Origin of the sequence: Novosphingobium sp. PC22D (assembly GCF_002556635.1) — a bacterium.
Taxonomy (GTDB): Bacteria; Pseudomonadota; Alphaproteobacteria; order Sphingomonadales; family Sphingomonadaceae; genus Novosphingobium.
In genome coordinates this window covers 11784-34442 of the sequence record NZ_MWMO01000011.1, presented here as the reverse complement: position 1 = coordinate 34442, position 22659 = coordinate 11784, and the positions used below count along the sequence as shown (strand labels likewise).

20 protein-coding genes are annotated in these 22659 nt (G+C 67.9%); 9 read left to right on the top strand and 11 right to left on the bottom strand.

Features of this window, described 5'->3' with window-relative positions; translation table 11 throughout:
* Positions 1-39 precede the first annotated feature (39 nt).
* Positions 40-1074, bottom strand: coding sequence for an LD-carboxypeptidase (locus B2G71_RS15685; RefSeq protein WP_098107455.1), 1035 nt, complete (start codon positions 1072-1074; stop codon positions 40-42).
* A 91-nt stretch (positions 1075-1165) separates the two neighbouring features.
* Between B2G71_RS15685 and B2G71_RS15680 the strand changes: the two genes are divergently transcribed.
* On the top strand, positions 1166-2041 hold the full coding sequence (locus tag B2G71_RS15680; RefSeq protein WP_098107454.1) for an LOG family protein: 876 nt from the start codon (positions 1166-1168) through the stop codon (positions 2039-2041).
* Between the two features lie 3 nt (positions 2042-2044).
* Here the strand turns inward: B2G71_RS15680 and thiD are convergent, their stop codons facing one another.
* The 3 genes from thiD to glmM all read right to left on the bottom strand — a co-directional run bounded on the left by thiD (position 2045) and on the right by glmM (position 4565).
* Entirely contained in the window at positions 2045-2800 is a 756-nt protein-coding gene (gene thiD / locus B2G71_RS15675; protein WP_098107452.1) for a bifunctional hydroxymethylpyrimidine kinase/phosphomethylpyrimidine kinase, read from the bottom strand.
* 200 nt (positions 2801-3000) lie between these two features.
* Positions 3001-3225 carry a DUF1272 domain-containing protein gene (locus tag B2G71_RS15670; protein ID WP_098107451.1) on the bottom strand — a complete coding sequence of 75 codons (225 nt, stop codon included), beginning with the start codon at positions 3223-3225 and terminating at the stop codon, positions 3001-3003.
* Positions 3225-4565, bottom strand: coding sequence for a phosphoglucosamine mutase (gene glmM / locus B2G71_RS15665; RefSeq protein WP_098107449.1), 1341 nt, complete (start codon positions 4563-4565; stop codon positions 3225-3227). Before glmM ends, B2G71_RS15670 begins: the two co-directional genes overlap by 1 nt.
* An 88-nt stretch (positions 4566-4653) precedes the next feature.
* On the opposite strand from glmM, the gene B2G71_RS15660 reads away from it, so the two are divergent.
* The gene (locus B2G71_RS15660; protein ID WP_098107448.1) at positions 4654-5895 is read left to right on the top strand and encodes a cation:dicarboxylase symporter family transporter; all 1242 of its coding nucleotides are present in this window, start codon (positions 4654-4656) and stop codon (positions 5893-5895) included.
* A gap of 51 nt (positions 5896-5946) precedes the next feature.
* Here the strand turns inward: B2G71_RS15660 and B2G71_RS15655 are convergent, their stop codons facing one another.
* Entirely contained in the window at positions 5947-6918 is a 972-nt protein-coding gene (locus tag B2G71_RS15655; protein WP_098107446.1) for a FecR family protein, read from the bottom strand.
* Positions 6918-7652, bottom strand: coding sequence for a sigma-70 family RNA polymerase sigma factor (locus B2G71_RS15650; RefSeq protein ID WP_240530181.1), 735 nt, complete (start codon positions 7650-7652; stop codon positions 6918-6920). The genes B2G71_RS15655 and B2G71_RS15650 overlap by 1 nt, the downstream gene beginning before the upstream one ends.
* A gap of 28 nt (positions 7653-7680) precedes the next feature.
* Between B2G71_RS15650 and B2G71_RS15645 the strand changes: the two genes are divergently transcribed.
* The 3 genes from B2G71_RS15645 (at position 7681) to B2G71_RS15635 (ending at position 11167) form a co-directional block, all read left to right on the top strand.
* On the top strand, positions 7681-8973 hold the full coding sequence (locus B2G71_RS15645) for an amidohydrolase family protein (protein ID WP_098107443.1): 1293 nt from the start codon (positions 7681-7683) through the stop codon (positions 8971-8973).
* 330 nt (positions 8974-9303) lie between these two features.
* Positions 9304-10068: a sulfite exporter TauE/SafE family protein gene (locus tag B2G71_RS15640; RefSeq protein WP_098107441.1), complete on the top strand. Its 765-nt coding sequence runs from the start codon at positions 9304-9306 to the stop codon at positions 10066-10068.
* Between the two features lie 520 nt (positions 10069-10588).
* The gene (locus B2G71_RS15635) at positions 10589-11167 is read left to right on the top strand and encodes a winged helix DNA-binding protein (protein WP_098107440.1); all 579 of its coding nucleotides are present in this window, start codon (positions 10589-10591) and stop codon (positions 11165-11167) included.
* Here B2G71_RS15635 and B2G71_RS15630 read toward each other — a convergent pair.
* On the bottom strand, positions 11164-13425 hold the full coding sequence (locus B2G71_RS15630; RefSeq protein WP_098107439.1) for an NADP-dependent malic enzyme: 2262 nt from the start codon (positions 13423-13425) through the stop codon (positions 11164-11166). The two genes, B2G71_RS15635 and B2G71_RS15630, sit on opposite strands and share 4 nt — an antisense overlap.
* Before the next feature lie 112 nt (positions 13426-13537).
* Here B2G71_RS15630 and mutS point away from each other — a divergent pair, with 112 nt between their 5' ends.
* From mutS to B2G71_RS15615, 3 genes are read left to right on the top strand one after another with little or no spacing between them, the layout of a single operon-like run.
* The gene (mutS, locus tag B2G71_RS15625) at positions 13538-16153 is read left to right on the top strand and encodes a DNA mismatch repair protein MutS (RefSeq protein WP_206049424.1); all 2616 of its coding nucleotides are present in this window, start codon (positions 13538-13540) and stop codon (positions 16151-16153) included.
* 26 nt (positions 16154-16179) lie between these two features.
* On the top strand, positions 16180-16419 hold the full coding sequence (locus tag B2G71_RS15620; protein ID WP_098107437.1) for a hypothetical protein: 240 nt from the start codon (positions 16180-16182) through the stop codon (positions 16417-16419).
* Between the two features lie 37 nt (positions 16420-16456).
* Complete coding sequence (locus B2G71_RS15615; protein ID WP_098107436.1) at positions 16457-16855, top strand: hypothetical protein; 399 nt, start codon at positions 16457-16459, stop codon at positions 16853-16855.
* Here the strand turns inward: B2G71_RS15615 and B2G71_RS15610 are convergent.
* Genes B2G71_RS15610 through lgt form a run of 4 tightly spaced genes read right to left on the bottom strand, consistent with a single transcriptional unit; the run spans position 16852 to position 19701 of the window.
* On the bottom strand, positions 16852-17193 hold the full coding sequence (locus B2G71_RS15610; RefSeq protein WP_098107434.1) for a hypothetical protein: 342 nt from the start codon (positions 17191-17193) through the stop codon (positions 16852-16854). The two genes, B2G71_RS15615 and B2G71_RS15610, sit on opposite strands and share 4 nt — an antisense overlap.
* 55 nt (positions 17194-17248) lie before the next feature.
* On the bottom strand, positions 17249-17737 hold the full coding sequence (locus B2G71_RS15605) for a hypothetical protein (RefSeq protein WP_098107433.1): 489 nt from the start codon (positions 17735-17737) through the stop codon (positions 17249-17251).
* A 4-nt stretch (positions 17738-17741) separates the two neighbouring features.
* Positions 17742-18794, bottom strand: coding sequence for an SAM-dependent methyltransferase (locus tag B2G71_RS15600; protein ID WP_098107431.1), 1053 nt, complete (start codon positions 18792-18794; stop codon positions 17742-17744).
* Positions 18795-18834: 40 nt separating this feature from the next.
* Positions 18835-19701, bottom strand: coding sequence for a prolipoprotein diacylglyceryl transferase (lgt, locus tag B2G71_RS15595; protein WP_098107660.1), 867 nt, complete (start codon positions 19699-19701; stop codon positions 18835-18837).
* Between the two features lie 179 nt (positions 19702-19880).
* Between lgt and B2G71_RS15590 the strand changes: the two genes are divergently transcribed.
* Positions 19881-22625, top strand: coding sequence for a [protein-PII] uridylyltransferase (locus tag B2G71_RS15590; protein ID WP_098107430.1), 2745 nt, complete (start codon positions 19881-19883; stop codon positions 22623-22625).
* Positions 22626-22659: the final 34 nt, after the last annotated feature.

Genomic DNA, 22659 nt, shown 5'->3' with positions numbered 1-22659 from the left:
CGGGCGCTGGCCGCCAAAGTCGAACGATGCGCGAGAACGCTAGCTGACGGCGGGCTCGAGCATACGGATGGTTCCGGCGTCGGCGTCGATCTCCGCCTCTACTCCAACCGGAATCGAGACCTGATCGCCGATGTGGCCGATCCGCGCGCCCTGGAACGCGGGCACGCCGAGCTTGGCGAAATGCTGCTCCATCACCTCGTAGACAGTGAAGTTGCCGTAACCGGCGGCGTGCTCGACACAATTGGTGCATTGGCCGAAAACGACGCCCGCGACTTGCCCGAGAATGCCCGCGAGCGCGAGCTGGGTGATCATCCGGTCGATCCGGTACTCGGCCTCGTTGGTATCCTCGAGGAACAGGATCGCGCCGCTGAAATCGGGCAGGTAGGGCGTGCCGACCAGCGCCGAGAGCACGGTAAGGTTGCCGCCGAGCAGCCGCCCGCGCGCCTTGCCGCCGTGGAAGGTGCGGACCTGGCCCTCGCGCCGGCCGAGGCCGCCGGTGGTCTCTTGCGAGATCGTGTAAGTGGGCGTCGCGCCCTCGAAGGCGAGCGCGTGGAACTGCTGCCAGACCCCTTCGGGCCACGAGGCCGAAGCGTTGGGTCCATGGATCGAGACGACTCCGGTCCGCGCGGCGAAGGCGAGGTGCATCGCGGTGTTGTCGCTGAAGCCGACGTAGAGCTTGGGATGGCGCGCGATCCTGGCGAAATCGAGATAGGGCAGCACGCGCGCGCAGCCCCAGCCGCCGCGCACCGCCATGACCGCGCGGACGCCGTCGTCCTCGAACATCTCGGTCAGCTCGCGCGCGCGGGTCGCGTCGTCGCCGGCGAGATAGCCCGAGCGGCCGGCGACGTGCGCGGCGGTGCGCGGCACCAGCCCCATGGCGCGCACCGTGTCCTCGATCGCCTCGACACCGAAGCGGTCGGTCACGAAGCCCGCCGGGGCGACGAGGCCGAGCGTGTCGCCCTCGCGCAGCCGTGGCGGCCGGACGCGGCGCGGCGTTTCGGGAAGGGCGGGCGCGGCGGTGAGCGCGGCAAGCGTTGCGGCAAGTCCGGCGAGAGTCGATCTGCGGGTGGGCATGGCACGGTGCTAGCGCCAATCGCGGCGGCGGGCGAGCCTTCTTGTCGCGTTTGCACTCGACGCCCCGCGCGCGAAGCGCCAAGGAGCGCGCATGACCGACAAAGAAGACAAGACTCTCACGCAAAGGCGTTTCTACAAGGCCGAGCAGGAGGCCGGGTTCGCCGACCAGCAGGCGGGAACGCCGCAGACCTCGCACGCCGCCTACCGGCTCGCCTTCCGCGATACCGATTTCCTGTTGCGCGACGAACTGCGCCCGGTGCGCTTCCAGCTCGAATTGCTCAAGCCCGAGATGCTGCTCGAGGAAGCCAACATCGGCTCGACTCTCGTGATGTACGGATCGGCGCGCATTCCCTCGCCCGAGCATTGCGACGCCGTGCTCGAAACCGCGACGACGCCCGAGCGCAAGGCGGTGGCCGAACGCCTCGTCGCCAAGTCGAAGTACTACGACGAGGCCCGAAAACTGGCGCGCTTCGCCAGCCAGTGCGCGATCGTCGAGGACGGCAAGCGCCAGTTCGTGGTCTGCTCGGGCGGCGGGCCCTCGATCATGGAGGCGGCCAATCGCGGCGCGGCCGACGTCGGCGCCGAATCGCTCGGCCTCAACATCGTCCTGCCGCACGAGCAGGCGCCCAACCCCTACGTGACGCCGCGCCTCTCGTTCCAGTTCCACTACTTCGCGCTGCGCAAGATGCACTTCCTGCTGCGCGCCCGCGCGGTGGCTGTGTTCCCCGGCGGCTTCGGCACGCTCGACGAGTTCCTCGAGCTGCTCACGCTCATCCAGACCGGCAAGATGAAGCCGATCCCGATCCTGCTCTTCGGGCGCGAATACTGGGAGCGAGTGATCAACTTCGCGGCCATGGCCGAGGAAGGCGTGATCAATCCCAACGACACCGAGCTGTTCCGCTGGTGCGAAACCGCCGAGGAAGGCTGGGACCACGTGACCCAGTTCTACGACATCGACTGCGGCTGAGGTTCAGTCGCCGTGCACCGCCTGATGCCCCATCGGGCCGTGACCGGCGCCAAAGCCCGGCGCCGCTTCCAGCGCGTGGCGGACGAAGGCGCGCGCCCGCGCGACGGCTTCGGGCAAGGCGAGCCCGGCGCCGAGCCCGGTCGCGATCGCGCTCGACAGGGTGCAGCCGGTGCCGTGGCTGTGGCGCGTGACGATCCGCCCGGCGCGCCAGACCACGGGCGCCTCGCCGGGGCACACCAGCCGATCCTCGACGACGTCGCCCTCGGCATCGCCGCCCTTGGCGAGATAGGCGATGCCGCGTCGCGCCATCGCGCCGTCGCCGCCGAGCGCCGCGAGTTCGGGCACGTTGGGGGTTGTCAGCGTGGCGAGCGCCATGAGCCGCCCGAAGGCGGCGATGGTCGCCGCGTCGGCGAGCACCGAACCGCTGGTCGCGACCATGACCGGGTCGAACACGACAGGGGCCTCCAGCGCTTCGAGGCTGTCGGCGACGGCCTCGGCGATCGCGGCCGAGCCGAGCATGCCGATCTTCACCGCATCGACGCCGATGTCCGAGACGCAGGCCGCGATCTGCCCCGCGACCACCTTTGGCGACACGGCTTGGACCCCGGTCACGCCGAGCGTGTTCTGCACCGTGATCGCGGTGATCGCGGTCATGGCATAGCCGCCCATCATGGTGATCGTCTTGATATCGGCCTGAATGCCCGCGCCGCCCGAACTGTCGGAACCGGCGATCGAAAGGATGCGGGGCGGCTGGGTCATCCACCAGTGTTAGGGCGCGCAGGCATCCTTCGACAAGCTCAGGATGAGCGCCCTTCGACAGGGTTAGGATGACCGGATTGGCGGTGCCGTCTCCCGCTACGCAGCCACCCTCTCCCGTTTGCCATGCGCTTCCCTCGCCCGCTCACCCTGAGCTTGTCGAAGGGCGAGCGTCGCGCAAGGGCTGGGACGGATGGCGGAAGCTACGCCTTGAAGCGCCGCTCGGTGGAGGGCGGGCCGGCCGCGTGATGCCGCTTCGCGCGCGTCGGGCGGTCGACGAGTTCGCCGCCGCAACTGGGGCAAAGATCGTCGAGCGCATCGGCGCATTCGGCGCAGAAGGTGCGCTCGAAACTGCAGATGAACGCGCCGGGCGCTTCGGCGGGCAGGTCCGCGCCGCAGCGTTCGCAGTCGGGCCGCATTTCCAGCATCAGGCGGCCGCCTGCTCGACCGCGGCGCAGATGCTGGCGACCGCCGCCTCGACTTCGCCCGCGTCGTCGCCCTCGGCCATCACGCGGATGACGGGCTCGGTGCCCGAGGGGCGGATCACCAGCCGGCCCTTGCCCTCGAGCGCGGCTTCGGCTTCGGCGATGGCGGACTGGACGCTTGCCGCCTCGAGCGGCTTGCCGCCGGCGAAGCGCACGTTGCGCAAGAGCTGCGGGACCGGGTCGAACAAGTGGAGCAGTTCGCTGGCGCGCTTGCCCGAGTGGACCAGCGCGGCGAGCACCTGCAGCGCCGCGATCGTGCCGTCGCCGGTGGTCGCATGGTCGAGCAGGATCATGTGGCCCGACTGCTCGCCGCCGACGTTGTAGCCCCCTTTGCGCATCGCCTCGAGCACGTGGCGGTCGCCCACCTTGGTCCGAACCAGTTCGAGACCGCGTCCGTTGAGGTACCGCTCGAGCCCGAGGTTCGACATGACCGTCGCCACCACGCCGCCACCCGCGAGGCGGCCCTGCTCGGCCCACTGGCTGCCGATCAGCGCCATGATCTGGTCGCCGTCGACCGTGCGGCCCTTCTCGTCGACCACGATCAGCCGGTCGGCGTCGCCGTCGAGCGCGATGCCGATGTCGGCGCTCGAGGAGACCACGGTCTCCTGCAGCAGCTCGACATGGGTCGAACCGCAGCGGTCGTTGATGTTCTTGCCGTTGGGGCTGACGCCCAGCGCGACGATCTCCGCGCCCAGCTCCCAGAACGCCGACGGCGCGACCTTGTACGCGGCGCCGTTGGCGCAATCGACCGCGATGCGCATGCCGTCGAGCCGCACGTCCTTGCCGAGCGAGCGTTTCACCGCGTGGATATAGCGCCCGCGCGCATCCTCGATGCGCCGCGCGCGGCCGATCTCGCCCGAATCGGCGAGCGCGAGATGCTCGCCCAGCATCGCCTCGATCGCGAGTTCGTCCTCGTCCGAAAGCTTGAAGCCGTCGGGCCCGAACAGCTTGATGCCGTTGTCCTCGTAAGGGTTGTGGCTGGCCGAGATCATCACCCCGACGTCGGCGCGCAGTTCCTGCGTGAGCAGCGCCACCGCCGGGGTCGGCATCGGTCCGAGCAGCACCACGTCCATGCCGACGCTGGTGAAGCCCGCGACCATCGCGTTTTCGAGCATGTAGCCCGACAGTCGCGTGTCCTTGCCGATCACGGCGCGATGGCGGTGCGTGCCGCGCAGGAAGCGGGTGCCCGCCGCTTGTCCCACCTTCATCGCGATTTCGGCGGTCATCACTTCCGCGTTGGTGCGGCCGCGAATCCCGTCGGTGCCGAAGAATTGCTTGGTCATACGCAGGGCATATACCAAGAAATCCTGAGAAATTGCTATGTCCCGCCGCGCCGTTAGACTTGCGCTCCTGACTGAATGGGGCCCCTGCATGACCACGGCTGAGAGTACCACGCGCATTCCCGAGATTCGTGTTCCCGGCCTGCTCACGCTGGCGGGGCTGATCGCGGGCCTCGTGCTCGGCCTGCTGCTGGGCGGGAACGCGGCGGGCGACGCGGTGCTTTCGGTGGCGACGCCGGTCGGCTCGCTGTGGCTCAAGGCGCTCAAGATGACGATCCTGCCGCTGGTCTGCGCGCTGCTGTTCACCGGCATCATCGAGACGGCGGCGGCGGCACGGGCGGGGGCGATGGCGCGGCGCACGCTCGGCTGGATCGCAGGCCTGCTCGCAGTGAGCGCGATCGCCGGTGGGACGGTGATGCCGCTGCTCCTCCAACTCTCGCCCGCACCCGCCGGAATCGCCGTCGAGGGCCCGTCCGAACCGACCGTGCTGCCCGGTCTCGGCGACTTCTTCGCCTCGCTGGTGCCCGACAACGTGATCGCCGCCGCCTCGGAAAGCGCGATGCTGCCGGTGATCGTCTTCACCGCGCTGTTCGCGCTCGCCGCCTCGCGGCTCGGAGAGGCGCAGCGCAGGCACCTGGCGCTGTTCTTCGAAGCGATCATGGGCGCGATGCTGGTGATCATCGGCTGGGTGCTCTGGCTCGCGCCGATCGGGGTGTTCGGTCTGGGCTTCACGCTCACCGCGCAGAGCGGGGCGGCGGCGATCGGCGCGCTGGCGCACTATATCCTGCTGGTCTCCTCGGTCGGTGCGCTGTTCCTCCTCGGCGCCTATCCGGTGGCGATGTTCGCTGGGCGGCTGTCGCCGGCGCGGTTCGCGCGCGAGGTCCTGCCCGCGCAGGTCGTCGCGCTCTCGACGCAGTCGTCGCTGGCGAGCGTGCCACCGATGCTGGCGAGCGCGACTCGTCTCGGCGTCTCCGCGACCACCGCCGAGTTCGTCCTGCCGCTCGCGGTGACGCTGTTCCGGGTGACGAGCCCGGCGATGAACGTCGCGGTGGTGGTCTACGCCGCCGCGCTCGCGGGCACCGACCTGTCGCCGGCGATGATCGCCTCGGGCGTGCTGGTCGCCTACATCACCACCTTCGGCACCGTCTCCTTGCCCGGCACGATCAGCTTCATCGCCTCGACCGGCCCGATCGCGGCGGCCATGGGCGTGCCGCTGTGGCCGCTGGGCGTGCTGGTGGCTGTCGAGATGCTCCCAGACATCATGCGCACCGTCGGCAACGTGACGATGGACGTCGCGGTCACCGCCGCGGTCGATGCGGGGGAGCGGGACTGAAGGCTTGCGCCAAGGGCATTCGGGCAGGGAATCGGCTCGACGACGGCCGGTTCAGCGCGGGGTGATCGCGATCGCGTCACCGGTCTTTCGCACATTCAGATTCGCCGTGCGCGCGAGGCCTTCGAGCGCGCGATCGATGTCGGTGAGCGGGTAGCTTCCCGTCACCCGGCGGCCTGCGAGATCCGATCCGTCGAAGCGGATGGGGCGCGTGCTGTAGCGATCAAGCTCGGCGAGCACGGTCGCGACATCCTCGTCGTCGGCCTCGAACCATCCTTCGGTCCACAGCAGGGCGCTCTCCGGATCGATGCCCGGCAAGGGCGTCACGGCCGCCGGTGTCATGCTCGCGCGTTGTCCGGCGCCAAGGACCCGGCAGCCCTCGTCCCGCGCTGGCGCATCCGCGGGACAAACGCGAACCCGCGATTGCGTTACGGTCACGATCGTCGCCGCTTCGGTGCGGCGGACGGCAAAGGCGGTGCCGAGCGCGGTCGCGGAGCCGTCCCGCGTGCTCACCACAAAGGGACGCGACGCATCCTTTTTGACCTGGGCGAAAAGCTGTCCGCGGCGCAGGCGAACCTGTCGCTGTTCGCTGGTGAGCGCCACGTCGACGGCGCCGTCCGTGTCGATCGTGAGGCGGCTGCCTTCATCCAGGTCGATGGTGCGTTGTTCGCCGCGCTCGGTGCGATAGGCCATGACCGGCGCGTCGGTGGACTGCGGCCGCAGGACCAGCCAGCCGGACAGGACGAGCAGGACGGCAAGGAACGCCCCGCCGACGCGGCGGGTTGTCTCGCGATGGTCGAGCAGCCTGCGCAAAGCGGTCTTCTCGAGCGTGTCGCCTGGCCCCAGGTGATCGTGGAGGCTCAGCATGCGGGACAGCACGTCCCTGTGCCTGGGATCGCGCTCGCACCACGCCGCGCATTCGGCGCGCTCTGCCGAGGTCATGTCGCCGGCGTCGATCATCGCCGCCCATTGCGCCGCTCGCGCCACGATCGTCTGCTGTGCGCCGGCGTCGTCCGCGTCGGCCATCACCCGCGTTCCGCGAGAGCGTAGCAATGGGCATAGGCGAGCGCGATATGACGCTTCACTGTGCTCAGCGAGATGTCGAGCCGCCTGGCGATCTCCTTCTGTTCGAGCCCCTCGATCCGGCGCAGCAGAAAGGCTTTCCGCGCCTGTTCCGGCAGCGCGTCCAGCAAGCGCATCACCGCGTCGAGTAGCTGGACCGCCTCGACAATACGTTCCGGAGTGACGCCGTCGTGCGTGGCTTCGCACAGGGCACAGGCGTCGCGCACCGCACGCTCGATCTCGCGCCGCCGGATGTCGTCAATCAACAGACGCCGCGCGACGGTCGCCAGAAAGCCGCGCGGCGCCGACGGCATCGGTTGGGCCGGACGTTCGAGCAGACGGCAGAACGTATCGTGGGTAAGGTCCGCGGCACGCTGCGTGCAGCGCGTCCGCCGCCGCAGCCAGTCGCGCAGCCAATCGGCATGATCCGAATAGAGCAATTCGATGTCGCCGGCCGGCGAGTGCGCCTGCATGCTGATCCCCCTGATCGTGACCCGGCGATCATGGTTCTTCGAAGTCGTCGAGCAAAATACGTAGCGGCGGATAAAGCGAATGCGAATTATTTGCAATACAGGGCTGCATGGCGCGTGGACGGGGTAAGCCGGCGCGGAACCATCCGCCCCTGCGTCCAGAGCGTTTGACCGTCGCGCCAAGCCTGCTTGCTCCGCGCGGCGCGCGGCGCGAATGTCTTGCCGCAAGACGAGAACATGCGACGGGAGAGAGACGATGGCCGAACAGGACGCAGGCACGGTCGTGAAGGCGAGCGCGGACGACGCGCAGCGCTATTGGCTCAAGGAAGGCTGGGCGCCGGGCGGCTATATCCGCGAGGTCGACTTCGCCTCGAACTCGCGCGGGCTCGACCCGCTCTTCGAGGGTATCCGGATCGTCGATTGCGACACCCATTTCACCGAGCCCGCCGACTTGTGGACCAGCCACGCTCCCGCCGGAATGAAGGACAAGATGCCCCACGTGCGACGCATCGACGGAGCCGACCAGTGGTTCGTGGGTGATCGGCACTTCGGTTCGATGGGCGGCAACGTCATCGCCAGGGACGGCAACAAGCTGCTCGGGCGCCTCGCCTTTCCGAACTACGACGAGATCAACCCCGGCTCCTATTCGGTGCCCGACCGCCTCAAGGACATGGACGCGATGGGCGTTTGGGCGCAGATCTGCTTCCAGAACGGCGGCGTCACCCAGGTCGGCTCGCTGCTCAGCCTCGACGACGAGCCGCTCGCGATCGCGATAACCGAGATCTACAACGATGCCTGCAAGGAGCGGATGGACCAGTCGGGTGGGCGCATCAACGGCATGGGAACGCTGCCCTACTGGGACAAGGCGGTCATGGACAAGGAGATGCGTCGCATCGCCGACATGGGCCTTAAGGGGATCACCCTTCCCGACCGGCCCGAGCGGGTCGAAAGTTCGAGCGGCTACATCGGTCCTGACGGCAAGGTCTCGCCGTTCTGGGCGGACGTCTTCGCGATCTGCGAGGCGCAAGGCATTCCGCTCAACTTCCACCTCAACGCTTCGCTCGATGCCAACTCGGCGATCTGGGACAACCTCGGTTTCGACCAGAAGCTGCCGATCCACGCCGGGCTGCATCACATCGGCTGCGCCGCGACCATGGCGAACTTCATGGTCTCCGGGCTGCTCGACGCCTACGAGAACATCAAGATCGGTCTGATCGAAAGCGGCATGGGCTGGGTGCCCTTCTGGCTCGAGGCGATGGAGCACCAGCTCGACGAGTTCCGCACCTTCACCAACCGCGGCCTCAAGAAGCGGCCCAAGGAGTATTTCGCGAAGAATTTCTGGGTGAGCTACTGGTTCGAGCACTACGCGCCGACCAGGATGCTCGAGGACATCGGTGTCGACAAGGTGATGTTCGAAACCGATTTTCCGCACCCGACCTCGCTCTATCCGGGCGTGCAGGACAAGCTCGTCGAAACTCTCGGCCAATATCCCCACGAGATCCGCAAGCGCGTGCTCGAGGATAACGCGGTGACGCTATACAACCTTTGACGGTCGTCCTTGCGAGCGCAGCCAAAAGACGCTCCTGACCGCCGCGGCCCTTCGGATTTCGCAAGCCCCTCGCGTCGCTAAGGCAGCCCTGAGAGCCGTCACACCGCCATCCGGGCGAGGTGACGGCTTTCAGGCGTGACGCAGGCCCTGCGGGGAGACGGCCCCCAACTGCCTACGGAAATACCCATATTCAACCGCGCTTGCGCTCCTTCTCTCGTTTCGGCGCGTGAAACATTCGCTTGGCCGACAGGCGGAAAAATCTACTGGTGAGATTGAGTTTTTAAAGTCTACCCATGCGATCGACATAAATGCCTTTCGGAGTCGACCCGCATGGACCTTGCCAGTTTTGACCTATCCGCGATCCTTCCCTTCATCGCTGTCGGCTTCGCCGCGCAGATCGTGGACGGAGCGCTGGGCATGGCCTTCGGGGTCATCTCGAACACGCTGCTGGTCGCGGTGCTCGGCGTATCGCCGGCGCTCGCCTCGCAGCGCGTCCACCTCGTCGAATGCTGCACCACCGCGATGTCGGGCATCAGCCACCTGATTCACGGAAATATCGACAAGACATTGTTCTTCCGGCTGCTCGTACCCGGCGTGATCGGCGGCATCCTGGGGGCCTATGTCCTCGCCTCGATCGACGCGAGCGTGGTGAAGCCTTTCGTGCTGATCTACCTCGCCGGCATCGGCCTGTGGCTGCTGGTGCGCGGCATTCTCTATCCCCCGACGCTCAAGCAGGCCAAGTTCATCGCCCCGCTCGGCCTCGTCGGAGGATTTCTCGACGCGGCGGGCGGCGGCGGCTGGGGCCCGGTCGTCACCTCGAACCTGCTGATCCAGGGCGCCGAGCCGCGCAAGGTGGTCGGCACGGTGAACACCGTCGAGTTCTTCCTGACGCTGACCGTCTCGATCGCCTTCATCTGGCACCTCGGCATCGCCGATGTCGCCGGCGCCACGCTCGGCCTGCTCGTCGGCGGCGTCCTTGCCGCGCCGATCGGTGCCTGGGGCGCCAAGCATATCCCGCCCAAGCCGATGCTCATCATGGTGGGCGTGGTGCTGAGCCTGACCAGCATGTTCGGCATCTGGAACGCGTGGTTCTGACGACCGGTGGCCTGAACCGGAAACGACGCCAGGCGCGTGCGAGCCGAAACCGGGATATCTTTCTCCGTTATGGAGACGATTCGGGTTTACGTGCGTTAGTCAAATCTGCGAAGCGTCTATTAACTTTAGTTAAATGGATTCGACGTGACACAGGAGCGAGGTGGCGACAGGGTCGAGGCGGCTGGAAAGTTGCTCGAAAGAGCGATTACGATCCTCAGTGCCGAAAGACATTATATCTCCGCGGCCCATGCGGCTCTGGCCTACAGCCTTATAAATAAGAAACAGACGAAAACGTCGCCTGGAGGTATTCAGGATTGATAATCGACACAACACATAAGGTTGCCTGCTGATTTCTAAATAATTTCTCAACTTGCTTACTGACCCATTACGGCACACGGTCGCATGGGTGGTTTTTCTTAGGCGGCATCCGGAATATGTCTTTCCGATGGTCAAACCAGATCTTCCGGGGAGCGTATGGCGGATGGATATCACGAGGTCGGGCCCGTCATTGAGTAATGCTATGGATAGGAAAGGGGCTCCGGAGCCCGAGTGGGTCGGAGAGGTTCTCGTTTTGCTCGAGAAGATCAGGACCCTGATAAGCAGGAAATCGCGTGGCGACGCTCTTGAGGCCCCTGTCGCGCCGGACAAGACGCAGACAAAGGCGGAACTGGCGCATGGTCTGTGGAAAGAGCGCGAGATGCGCGCCAGGTTCTTTCCGCCCGAATTCTTCGGCGAGGCCGCCTGGAACGTGCTGCTCGATCTTTACTGGCAGCGAAGCCGGGCGCGACCCGTCTCGGTTACGGACGCCTGCGTGGCAGCCTGCGTCCCCGAAGCGACCGCACTGCGCTGGATCGGCGTTCTCGAAAAGGCCGGCTACCTTTCGCGCACGGCGGATTCCATGGATGCGCGCCGGGTCTTTCTCCAGTTGACGGACAAGAGCGTCACCGCGATGGAAGCCTATCTGACCGGGATCGCGGACGGCGGGGCGGGCATATTCCGCCAGCCCGCGCGTGATCGCAGACCGTACGCGGGTGGTCCCGCAGGCAGGGACACGCGGCGCCCGTCCGGATCCCAGGACGAGCGCAGCTCCATTCGCTAGCCCGCGATCCCCGCCGCCGCGAGCACCGCGAGCGTCAGGACATCAGGCGCGATCGCCGTCATCGGGACGATCTGCACCGGCTTTTCCATGCCGATCAGCATCGGCCCGATCGTGGTCGTGCCGGCCAGCTCGCGCAGCAGCTTGGCCGAGATGTTGGCCGATTGCAGCCCCGGCATGATCAGCACGTTGGCCGGCGCGGTGAGGCGCGAGAACGGGTACTGCGCCATGACCTTGGGATTGAGCGCGGCATCGGGCGCGACGTCGCCTTCGTATTCGAAGCCCGGGTCCTGCTCGTCGAGGATGTGCACCGCCTCGCGGATGTTCTCGAGCCACTTGCCTGCGGGATTGCCGAAGGTCGAATAGCTCAGGAACGCGACGCGCGGCTCGTGCCCCATGCGCCGGGCGACCGCGGCGGTCTCTGTGGCGATGACGGTGAGGTCTTCCGCCGTGGGCCGCTCATTGATGGTCGTGTCGGCGAGGAAAACCGTGTGGGCCTTGCCCACCATCATGTGGATGCCGAACGGCAGCGCGCCGTCCTTGGCGTCGAGCACGCGGCGGATCTCGGTCATCGACTGGCCGAAGGGCCGCGTCATGCCCGTAATCATGGCATCGCCCACGCCGAGCTTGAGCAGACCCGACGAGAACACGTTGCGGTCCTGGTTGACCATCCGGCGCACGTCGCGCTCCAGATAGCCGCGCCGCTGGAGGCGCTTGTACAGCATCGCGACCATCGGCTCGACGTGCTCGGAAACCGCCGAGTTCTCGATATGATAGCTCTCGGGATCGGAGACGCCGAGTTCGGCGAACTTGTCGAGCACGGCCTGGGTGCGGCCGACGAGGATCGGCTCGCCGTAGCCGAAGTCGCGATACTGGATCGCGGCGCGCAGCACTACTTCGTTCTCGGCCTCGGCGAAGATCATCCGCTTGGGGTTCTGCCGCACCTGCGCGTAGACGTTGGTGAGCACCGAGGTCGTAGGGTTGAGCCGCGCCTTCAACGCGTGGCGATAGGCGTCGAAGTCGGCGATCTGCGTGCGCGCGACGCCTGTATCCATCGCCGCCTTGGCGACGGCCGAGGGGACGACTTCCATCAGCCGCGGATCGAACGGCGCGGGGATGATGTAGTCGAGCCCGAACTGGTGGTTCTTGCCGTAGGCGGCGGCGACTTCCTCGGGGACCTGCTCGCGCGCGAGTTCGGCGATGGCGACGGCGGCGGCGATCTTCATCTCCTCGTTGATCGCGGTCGCGCGCACGTCGAGCGCGCCGCGGAAGATGAAGGGGAAGCCGAGCACGTTGTTGACCTGGTTCGGATAGTCCGAGCGCCCGGTCGCGACGATCGCGTCGGCGCGCGCGGCCTTGGCCTCGGGCGGAGTGATCTCGGGGTCGGGGTTGGCCATGGCGAAGATGATCGGCTGGTCCGCCATGCCCTTGACCATGTCCTGCGTGACCGCGCCCTTGACCGAAAGGCCGAGGAAGATGTCCGCGCCCTTCAGGGCTTCGGCCAGCGTGCGCGCGTCGGTATCGATCGCGTGCGCGGACTTGAACTGGTCGAGCCCTTCGCGGCCGCGCCAGATCACGCCCTTCGAATCGCACATGGTCACGTTCTCGTGGCGCACGCCCATCGCCTTGATCAGCTCGGTGCAGGCGATCGCGGCGGCGCCGGCGCCGTTGACGACGACCTTCACGTCCTTGAAGTCGCGCCCGGTCAGGTGGCAGGCGTTGACGAGGCCGGCGGCCGAGATGATCGCGGTGCCGTGCTGGTCGTCGTGCATGACGGGAATGTTCATGCGTTCGCGCAGCGCCTGCTCGATCTGGAAGCACTCGGGCGCCTTGATATCCTCAAGGTTGATGCCGCCGAAGCTCGGCTCCATCAGCGCGACCGCCTCGATGAAGGCGTCGGGGTCTTCGGTGTTGAGTTCGATATCGATCGAATCGACGTCGGCGAAGCGCTTGAACAGCACCGCCTTGCCTTCCATCACCGGCTTGGCGGCGAGCGCACCGAGATTGCCGAGTCCGAGAATCGCGGTGCCGTTCGAGATCACCGCCACGAGGTTGCCCTTGGCGGTGTATTCGAAGGCGTCGTTGGCATCCTCGGCGATCGCGCGCACCGGCACCGCGACGCCGGGCGAATAGGCGAGGCTGAGGTCGCGCTGGCTCGCCATCGGCTTGGAGGCGATGATCTCGATCTTACCGGGACGGATCGTCTGGTGATAGAAGAGCGCCTCGCGCTCGGTGAACTCGATCTTGTTGTCTTCGGACACTGCTATTCTCCCCAGAGCGCGCATGCCCCTAACCAATGTCGGTCGCTCTTGGTAGGGGAAAGGTGAGGGCCGCCGCTTCCCGAATCGGCGCGCGCTTGCTCTAGGAAGCGCTATGGCCGGCGGCGCAACCCCGATGATGGCGCAGTACCTCGCGCTCCGCGAAGAGGCGGGCGACTGCCTGCTGTTCTACCGCATGGGTGACTTCTTCGAGCTGTTCTTCGAGGATGCCAAGCGCGCCGCCGCGATCCTCGACATCGCGCTCACCACGCGCGGCGAGCACGGCGGCGAGCCGATCCCGATGTGCGGCGTGCCGGTCCATTCGGCCGAGAGCTACCTGGCCCGGCTGATCCGCGCGGGCTGCCGCGTCGCCATCGCCGAGCAGACCGAGACGCCCGCCGAGGCCAAGGAGCGCGCCAGAAAGGAAGGCAGGGCCTCGAAGGCGCTGGTGGCTCGCGACATCGTGCGCTTCGTCACCGCCGGCACGCTGACCGAGGAAGCGCTGCTCGAACCGCGCCGCGCCAACGTGCTCGCGGCGGTCTGCGACGTGCGCGGCACTTGCGGCATCGCCGCCTGCGACATCTCGACCGGGCGGATGGACCTGGAAGAGTGCGCCCCCGACCGGCTCGGCGCGACCCTGGCGCGGCTCGGCGCGAGCGAGATCGTCGCGCCCGAAGGCTGGGGCGCGGCCCCGCCCGAAATCATCGCCAGGCCGCCGCGCGAGTTTTCGAGCGATGCGGGCGAGGCGAAGCTGCGCGAGATCCACGGCGTCGCGACGCTCGACGGCTTCGGCCAGTTCTCGCGCGCGATGCTCGCCGCGGCGGGCGGGCTGATCGCTTATCTCGATCACGTCGGGCGCGGCGCGCTGCCGCTGCTGCTGCCGCCCCGGGCGCGCGAAGGCGGCGCGGCGCTGGCGATGGACGAGGCGACGCGCGCCAGCCTCGAAATCCTCGAGGGCGCGCGCGGCGGGCGCAAGGGAAGCCTGATCGACGCGGTCGATCGCTGCGTCACCGGCGCGGGCGCGCGCCAGCTTGCCGAGGATCTTGCCGCGCCGCTCACCGAAGTACCGGCGATCGTCGCGCGGCTCGAAGCGGTGGGCTGGCTGCACGACGAGGCGCTGCTGCGCGACGAGCTGCGCGCGGGTATGCGCGCCTTGCCCGATGTCGGGCGCGCGCTCGGCCGCGTCGTCGCGGGACGAGGCAGCCCGCGCGATCTCGGTCAGCTTCGCGACGGCCTCGACGGTGCGCGGCGGCTGCACGAGCGGCTCGCGGGGCGCGACGTGCCGCGTCTGATCGCCGAACTCGGGCCGCTGCTCGCGGGCCATGGCGCGCTCGTCGACCTGCTCTCGCGCGCGCTGGTGCCATCGCCGCCGACCGAGCGCGGGCAGGGCGGCTTCATCGCCGAGGGTTACGACGCCGCGCTCGACGAGCTGCGCAGGACTTCGGGCAACGCGCGGCGGGCGATCGCCGCGCTCGAGGCGCGTTACCGCGACCAGACCGGGGTCGCGGCGCTCAAGATCAAGCACAACAACGTGCTCGGCTACTTCATCGAGGTGCCGCAGCGCCATGCCGACAAGCTGATGGAGGCCGACAGCGGCTTCAGCCATCGTCAGACCATGGCGGGCGCGATGCGTTTCAACGCGGTCGAGCTGCACGACGAGGCGAGCCGCATCACCGAAGCGGGCGCGCACGCGCTGGCGGCCGAGGAAGGGCATTTCGCCGCGCTGGTCGAGGCGGTCGTGGCCGCGCGGCGCGGCATAGCCGATACCGCGAGCGCGCTCGCCCGGCTCGACGTCAGCGCCGGACAGGCCGAGCGCGCCGCCGAGGGCGCGTGGACCCGGCCCGCGATCGTCGATGAGGCCTGCCTCGATATCGAGGGCGGGCGTCATCCGGTCGTCGAGGCGGCGCTGGCGGCGCAGGGCGAGCGGTTCGTCGCCAACGACTGCCGCTTGTCCGGGGCCGACCGGCTCTGGCTGATCGGCGGCCCGAACATGGGCGGCAAGTCGACCTTCCTGCGCCAGAACGCGCTGATCGTGCTGCTGGCGCAGGCGGGCGGCTTCGTGCCCGCGAAGGCGGCGCGAATCGGGCTGGTCGACCGGCTGTTCAGCCGCGTCGGCGCTTCCGACAACCTGGCGCGCGGGCGTTCGACCTTCATGGTCGAGATGGTCGAGACCGCCGCGATCCTGTCCCAGGCCACCGAGCGCAGCTTCGTGATCCTCGACGAGGTGGGGCGCGGCACCTCGACATACGACGGACTCGCGCTGGCCTGGGCGGTGGCCGAGGCGGTGCACGAAAGCAACCGCTGCCGCTGCCTGTTCGCGACGCACTACCACGAACTCGCGCGGCTCGCCGAGACCTGCGACGCGCTCTCGCTCCACCACGTCCGCGCGCGCGAATGGAAGGGCGATCTCGTGCTGCTCCACGAGCTTGCCGAGGGTCCCGCTGACCGTAGCTACGGGCTCGCGGTGGCGCGGCTCGCCGGGGTTCCCGGCGCGGTCGTCGCGCGGGCCAAGGCGGTGCTCGAAAAGCTCGAGAAGGGACGCGCCGAGACCGGCGGACTGGCTGCCGGACTGGGCGACCTGCCGCTGTTCGCCGCCGCCGCCGAGGCCCGCGAGGAGCGCTGCGATACGCTGCGCGACCGGCTCTGCGCGATCGATGTGGACTCGCTCAGCCCGCGCGAGGCGCTCGACGTACTCTACGAACTCAAGCGCGAGGCGGGTACCGAAGGTTAACCCTCTTCGGTCTATGGGTTCGCCCCATGCTTGGTCCCAGGATCACAACCGTTTTCCGCAGCCGCTGGAATGCGATCTTCTGGTCGCTGGGGGTGCTGCTGACCGCCTATTGTTCGGTCCCGTCGCAGGACGAAACCGACGACGGCGCTTCGCTGGCCAAGCTGGCGGGGCATCAGGAACCCGCCAAGGCCGAGCACGTCAATCCCTGGGCCAAGTCCGAGGCGGAGCCGGACGATGCCGGCCCTGCATCCGGTCAGCCGCGCTGACTTTTGGTTAATGAAATCCCGCTAGATTTCGCGGGCTATGACCGCAGGATCGGGCAATCGGGTGCTGTTTTCGCTCGCCATCGCCGTGGTGGTGCTCGTCGTCGTGGCCATCGCCATCGGCACCGAAGAGCGCGAGGGGCCGCTGCTGACGTCGGTCCGCTCGGCGACGAACGGGAGCGGGGTCGTATCGACCCGAGCCGGCGCTTCCGATGCCGCGCCGGCAGCCGCGCGTGACACGGGTCCTGCCATCGAGGCGACGCCCGAAGAACGGGACGGCACGCAGGTGGAGTTCGCCGAGGACGATTTCCTGATCGACGATGCGAGCGGGGTCGACCCGACGGCCGACGTCCCGCCCGAGCCGATGGTCAACCCGTCGGGAACCCTGCCGGAGCCCTCCGGCCCGGACGCTGTCGTAGCGCTCGAATCCGCGCCCTAGCTGTCGTCGCGTTCGTAGCCCTCGTCGGGCACGCCTCTGCGGCCGTAGCGGGTTTCGAGATCGTCATGGGTGTCCTCGCCGCGAAAAGCGGTCATGTCGATCGTGCCGCTGTGCTCCATCTGGTGGATGTGATCGACGAGGTCCTGCGCGTCGATGGCGGTCAGTCCGCCGCCCATCTTCTCGCTGTCCTCGAGCGCCATCGACGAAACCGAATGGTCGAGCGCATCGCCGGTGACCGTCTGCGCCTGTTCGGCGGCATCGGCCTGCTCGGTATTGGTCGCCTCGGGCGCGAGGTCGGCGCGCGCGAAGCTGTCGGGATCGGACTTGCGGTCGGTCATGGTAAAATCTCCTTCGTCCGCGACAACGAGCGGGAGAGGGTGAGAGTTCCGGATATCAGCCCAGCAGCCAGCGTCCGAGCAGGCGGTTGAAGGGGAAGGTGAAGAAACCCGCGATCAGCAGCGCGCCGACGATGATACCGCGCGCGGTCGAGCGGTGGTGCTTCACCTCGTGGCGGCGCGCCATGACCACGAGAACCACGAGCAGGACGAGCGTCGTCGCGGACAGGATGTGGATCGGGCCGAGCCGCCCGTCGGACGAGCGAATCCAGAAGCTGTCGATCGCGGTCGCGGCCATGCATGCCGCCCACACGTAGCCCAGCACCCGGTGGCGCCGCGTCCCGCGCGGGCTCCACAGGATCACCGGGGTCAGGGCGAGCGGCAGGCAGATCGTCGCGAGGTGGACCCAGACCTGCGGCGGCAGCCTGTCCCAGTCCGCCGAGCCACGCAGCACCGCGGTGACGACCAAGGCCAGCATGACGAGCGCGAGCGCGCCGAGCGCCTTTTCGGTGCGGTCGGGCGTGATCGGTCGTGCGGCGGAGGCCATTGCCCTAGAAGCCCGCGCCCTCGGGCCAGTTCGGCCCGGCAAGGCCCATGACCTTGAACAGCGCGCCCATCTGGCCCTCGCCGATCAGCCGCTCCATCGCCGAGAACACCGCCTCGCGATGCTCGGGCGCGAAGGTCGCGAGGTTTTCGGCGCGAGTCTCGATCCCCAGCGCGCGCAGGAAGCGGCCCTGCGTCGTCGTTCCGAGCCAGGTGCAGCCGCGCGCCTGCGCGATCGCGGCGAGCGCGGCGAAATCGACATGCGCGGTGAGGTCCGCCTCGCCGGGCATCGACAGCGCCTCCACCTTCTGGTGCTCGCGAAGCGCCTGGAGCGTCGATCCGATGCGCGGATGATCGTGGCCGTAGTCGATCAGCAGCGCCGCGCCTCCCTGTTCGGCCAGCCGTCCGGCGACTTCGTAGAGGATTGCCGCCGCGGCCGGGCTGGTCTCGACGATCGTCCCTTCAGGCGCCTCGCGCAGGTCCTCGGGCACGGCGGCGTCCATCGGCTTGTCGCCGGCGACGGCGACGAAGCGTCCGTCCTCGCAGGCGACCATGCGTTCGCGCCAGCCGCCGCCCGCGCGCACGAGCTGGCGGATCGGCAGTGCATCGAGGAACTCGTTGCCGACGAGCAGCAGCGGGCCGTAGGCCGGCACGGTCGAAAGATCCGCGTGCCAGTGCGCCTGCGGCACGGTGGCGAGCTGCAGGTCCTTGAGCGCGGTCGAACTCTCGACGAAGTGGACGCCCGGCTCGAGCCCGTACCGCGCCGCGGCCCGCAGCGCGTCGCGTGCGAGCGTGCCGCGACCCGGGCCCAGCTCGACGTAGTGCACCGGAGTCTCGCGGCCCGCGCGGATCCACATGTCGGCCAGCCACAGCCCGATCAGTTCGCCGAACATCTGGCTGATCTCGGGCGCGGTGATGAAGTCGCCGCCGGCGCCCAGCGGATCGCGGTCGGCGTAGTAGCGGGCGTTCGATTCGTCCATGAAGTGCTGGATGCTGATCGGCCCGTAGTTCGCGATCAGCCGCTCGAAGACCGTGGCGAGGGGTTCGGTGTGTCTGGTCATCGGCAGCTCCCCTTGCGACGCGGTGTCCGGCCCGGCGGTGTCAGGCCGGCGCGGCCTTTCCGCTCCCCAGCGGCGGGCGGACCAGCGCGCGAACGACGATCGCGATGCCCAGGGCCATGAGCGGGATCGTCAGCCATTGTCCCATCGATAGCCCGGTGCGCATTGCGAATTCCTGAAGCTGCGCGTCTGGCTCGCGGAAGAACTCGACACAGAAGCGCGCGATCGCGATGCCGGTCGCGAAGACGCCGACGAGCAGCCCCGGCCGGAACCGCGCCCGCGTCTTCCAGAACAGCAGCAGCATGATCACGATCATCAGCAGGCCTTCGAGCCCCGCCTCGTAAAGCTGGCTGGGGTGGCGCGGAAGCTGCAGCGGATCGTCGGGGAAGATCATCGCGAAGGGCATCGCGGCGTCGGTCGCGCGGCCCCACAGCTCGCCGTTGACGAAGTTGGCGAGCCGCCCGAACATCATGCCGAACGGCACGCAGACCGCGATGTAGTCGCTGACCCTGAGGAAGTTCAGGCCGCCTCGCCACGAGACCCATACGATCGCGATCAGCACGCCGATCAGGCCGCCGTGAAAGCTCATGCCGCCGTGCCAGAGCGAGACCAGCTCGCCGGGGTGGGTCCACAGCTCGGGCGCGTAGAAGGTCGCGTAGCCGAGCCGTCCGCCCAGGATGATGCCGAGCGTGCAATAGAAGAACAGGTCGTCGGCATGACGCTGCGCCAGCGGCGCGCCCGGTGCCTTGATCATGCGCGTCAGGTGCCAGTAGCCGAGCACGATGCCGGCCAGATAGGCGAGCGAATAGTAGCGCAGCGTGAAGAACCCCAGGTCGATTCCGTTCTTGAGGCCGAGGTCGACCCAGTGAATCGGCTGGTTGCTGGCGGCCTCGGCCGCGGCGGATAGGATCAACAAGGACGTCCCTCGCAATCGGTACAGGCATCATTCCGCGGCTATCGCGGTTTCGGCGGCCTTCTGGCATAGCGCGCGCCGCGATCATAGCCCGATACGCACGCGCGCTGCCGGATTCTCGCCCGGGGGCGTCCGACGGCTTTTCTCTGCCGCCCGCAGCGTCTAGTACCCCCGCCATGAGCGTCATCCGCATCCGGGCCCCGCGCGAAGTGATCGACCGGCGCGACCTGACCGGTCGCATCGCCACCCTGATCGAACAGCACGGCAAGAAGGCGCGCCAGCCGATCGTCGATCTGCTGCGCGGCGCGCTTGCCGACGGCCGTGAGGAAATCTCGCGCCGGCTTCTCCAGAAGCCCTCGGCGGGCCACGAAATGGCCGAGGCGCAGGCTTTCCTCACCGACCAGCTCATGCGGATCATCCACGATCACGTGGTCACCTCGGTCTATCCCTCGGGCAACCGCTCGAAGGGCGAGCGGCTCACGATCATGGCGGTGGGCGGCTACGGGCGCGGCGAGATGGCGCCGCACTCGGACGTCGACATCGCCTTCCTCACCCCGATCAAGGACACGCCCTGGTGCGAGCAGGTGATCGAGGCGATGCTCTACTTCATGTGGGACCTCGGCCTGAAGGTCGGGCACTCGAGCCGCTCGCTCGACGACATGGTGCGCATGTCGCGCTCGGACCTCACGATCCGTACGGCGATGCTCGAAGGGCGCTACGTCTGGGGCGACCAGGATCTCTACGAGGAAGCCCGCCAGCGCTTCTGGAGCGATGTCGTCGCCGGCACCGAGCGGCAGTACGTCACCGAAAAGCTCGCCGAGCGCGAAGAGCGGCACAAGCGGATGGGCGACAGCCGCTACGTGGTCGAGCCCAATGTCAAGGAAGGCAAGGGTTCGCTGCGCGACCTGCACACGCTCTACTGGATCGGCAAGTACATCCACCGCGTCCACAACGCCTCCGAACTGGTCGGCGCGGGGCTGCTGACGCAGAAGGAATACCGCGCGTTCCGCCGGGCCGAGAACTTCTTCTGGGCGGTACGCTGCCATTTGCACACGATCACCAACCGCGCCGAGGACCGGCTGACGTTCGATCTCCAGCGCGAAGTGGCGGCGCGGATGAACTACGCCGACCGCCCGGGCAAGAGCGCGGTCGAGCGGTTCATGCAGTTCTTCTTCCTCCAGGCGAAAGTCGTCGGCAACCTCACCGGGGTGTTCCTCGCCCAGCTCGACGAGCAGTTCGCGGCAAAGCCGGTGCGCGGCCTGCTTTCCGGGTTCCGCCAGAAGGCGCGCACGCTCAAGGGCTACAAGGTTTTCGGCGGGAGCATCCGGGCGCCGTCGGACGACTGGTTCCGCAAGGACCCGCTGCGCCTGATCGAGATTTTCGTTCTGGCCGACGGCGAGGGGCTCGAGATCCATCCCGAGACGATGCGGCTGATCTCGCGCGACGCGGCGCTGATCAAGGAGCCCCAGCGCAAGGACAAGCGCGCCAATGCGCTGTTCCTACAGCTCCTGACCAGCCGCAACGATCCCGAAAAGGTGCTGCGCTCGTTCAACGAGGCGGGGGTCTTCGGCCGCTTCGTCACCGAATTCGGCCGCGTCAACGCGCAGATGCAGTTCGACATGTATCATCATTTCACCGTCGACGAGCACACCATCCGCGCGATCGGCCTGCTCGCGCGGATCGAGAAGGGCGAACTGGCGCAGGATCATCCGCTGGCGCACGAGATCGTCCACAAGGTCGGCTCGCGCCGTGCGCTCTATGCCTCGGTGCTGCTGCACGACATCGCCAAGGGGCGCGGCGGCGACCATTCGGTGCTCGGCGCCGAGATCGCCAGGAAGCTGTGCCCGCGCTTCGGACTCGACGAGGAGGAGACCGAACTGGTGAGCTGGCTGGTGCGCCAGCACCTGATCCTGAGCGCGACCGCGTTCAAGCGCGATCTTTCGGACTTCAAGACGATCAGCGACTTTGCCGCGGTGGTCCAGTCGCTCGACCGGCTGCGCAATCTCACGCTGCTGACGATCGTCGATATCCGCGCCGTAGGGCCGGGGACATGGAACAGCTGGAAGCGCCAGCTCATCGGCGAACTCTACGCGGTCACCGAAGAGCGGCTGCGGCTCGGCCACGTCCACCATGGCCGCGACAGGCGGGTGGCCAGCAAGAAGGCGGCGGTGCGCGCGCTGCTCGGTCCCGACGAGGCGCTGGTCGACCGCTTCGAACAGGAACTCGACGATGCCTACTGGATCGCCGAGCCCGACGACGTGATCGCGCGCAACCTGGCGCAGTACCAGGCCGCGCACGACGAGCCGCTGACGATCGCGACCGAATACTACCCCGCGCGCGGCGCCACGCTCGTCACCGTGATCGCCTCGGACCATCCCGGGCTGTTCTATCGCATCGCCGGAGGCATTCATCTCGCCGGCGGCAACGTGATTGACGCGCGCATCCACACCACGCGCAGCGGTAGGGCGATCGACAACTTCCTCGTGCAGGACCCGATCGGGCGCCCGTTCCGCGAAGGCGACCAGCTCGATCGGATTCGCTCATCGATCGGCAACGCGCTCGCCAACCGGGTCAAGCTGCTCAACCAGCTCGTCGCCCGCCCCGATCCGCGGCCGCGCGCCGACGCCTTCGAGGTGCGGCCGCGCGTCGCCTTCGACAACGAGGCCTCGAACCGCTTCACCGTCATCGAGGTCAACGCGCGTGACCGCCCGGCGCTGCTCAACCGGCTCGCCTACGTACTGTTCGATTCGAAGCTGATCATCAACTCGGCGCACATTACCAGCTACGGCGAGCGCGCCGCCGACACGTTCTACGTCACCGACCTGATCGGCGAGAAGATCACTCTGCCGAGCCGCAAGAAAGAGCTCGAGCGGCGGCTGCTCGAAGCCGCGATCGAGACCTCGCCCGAAGCCGTCGCCTGACCGTCCGGCGCGCGCGCCTGTCCCTTCCGCCAGT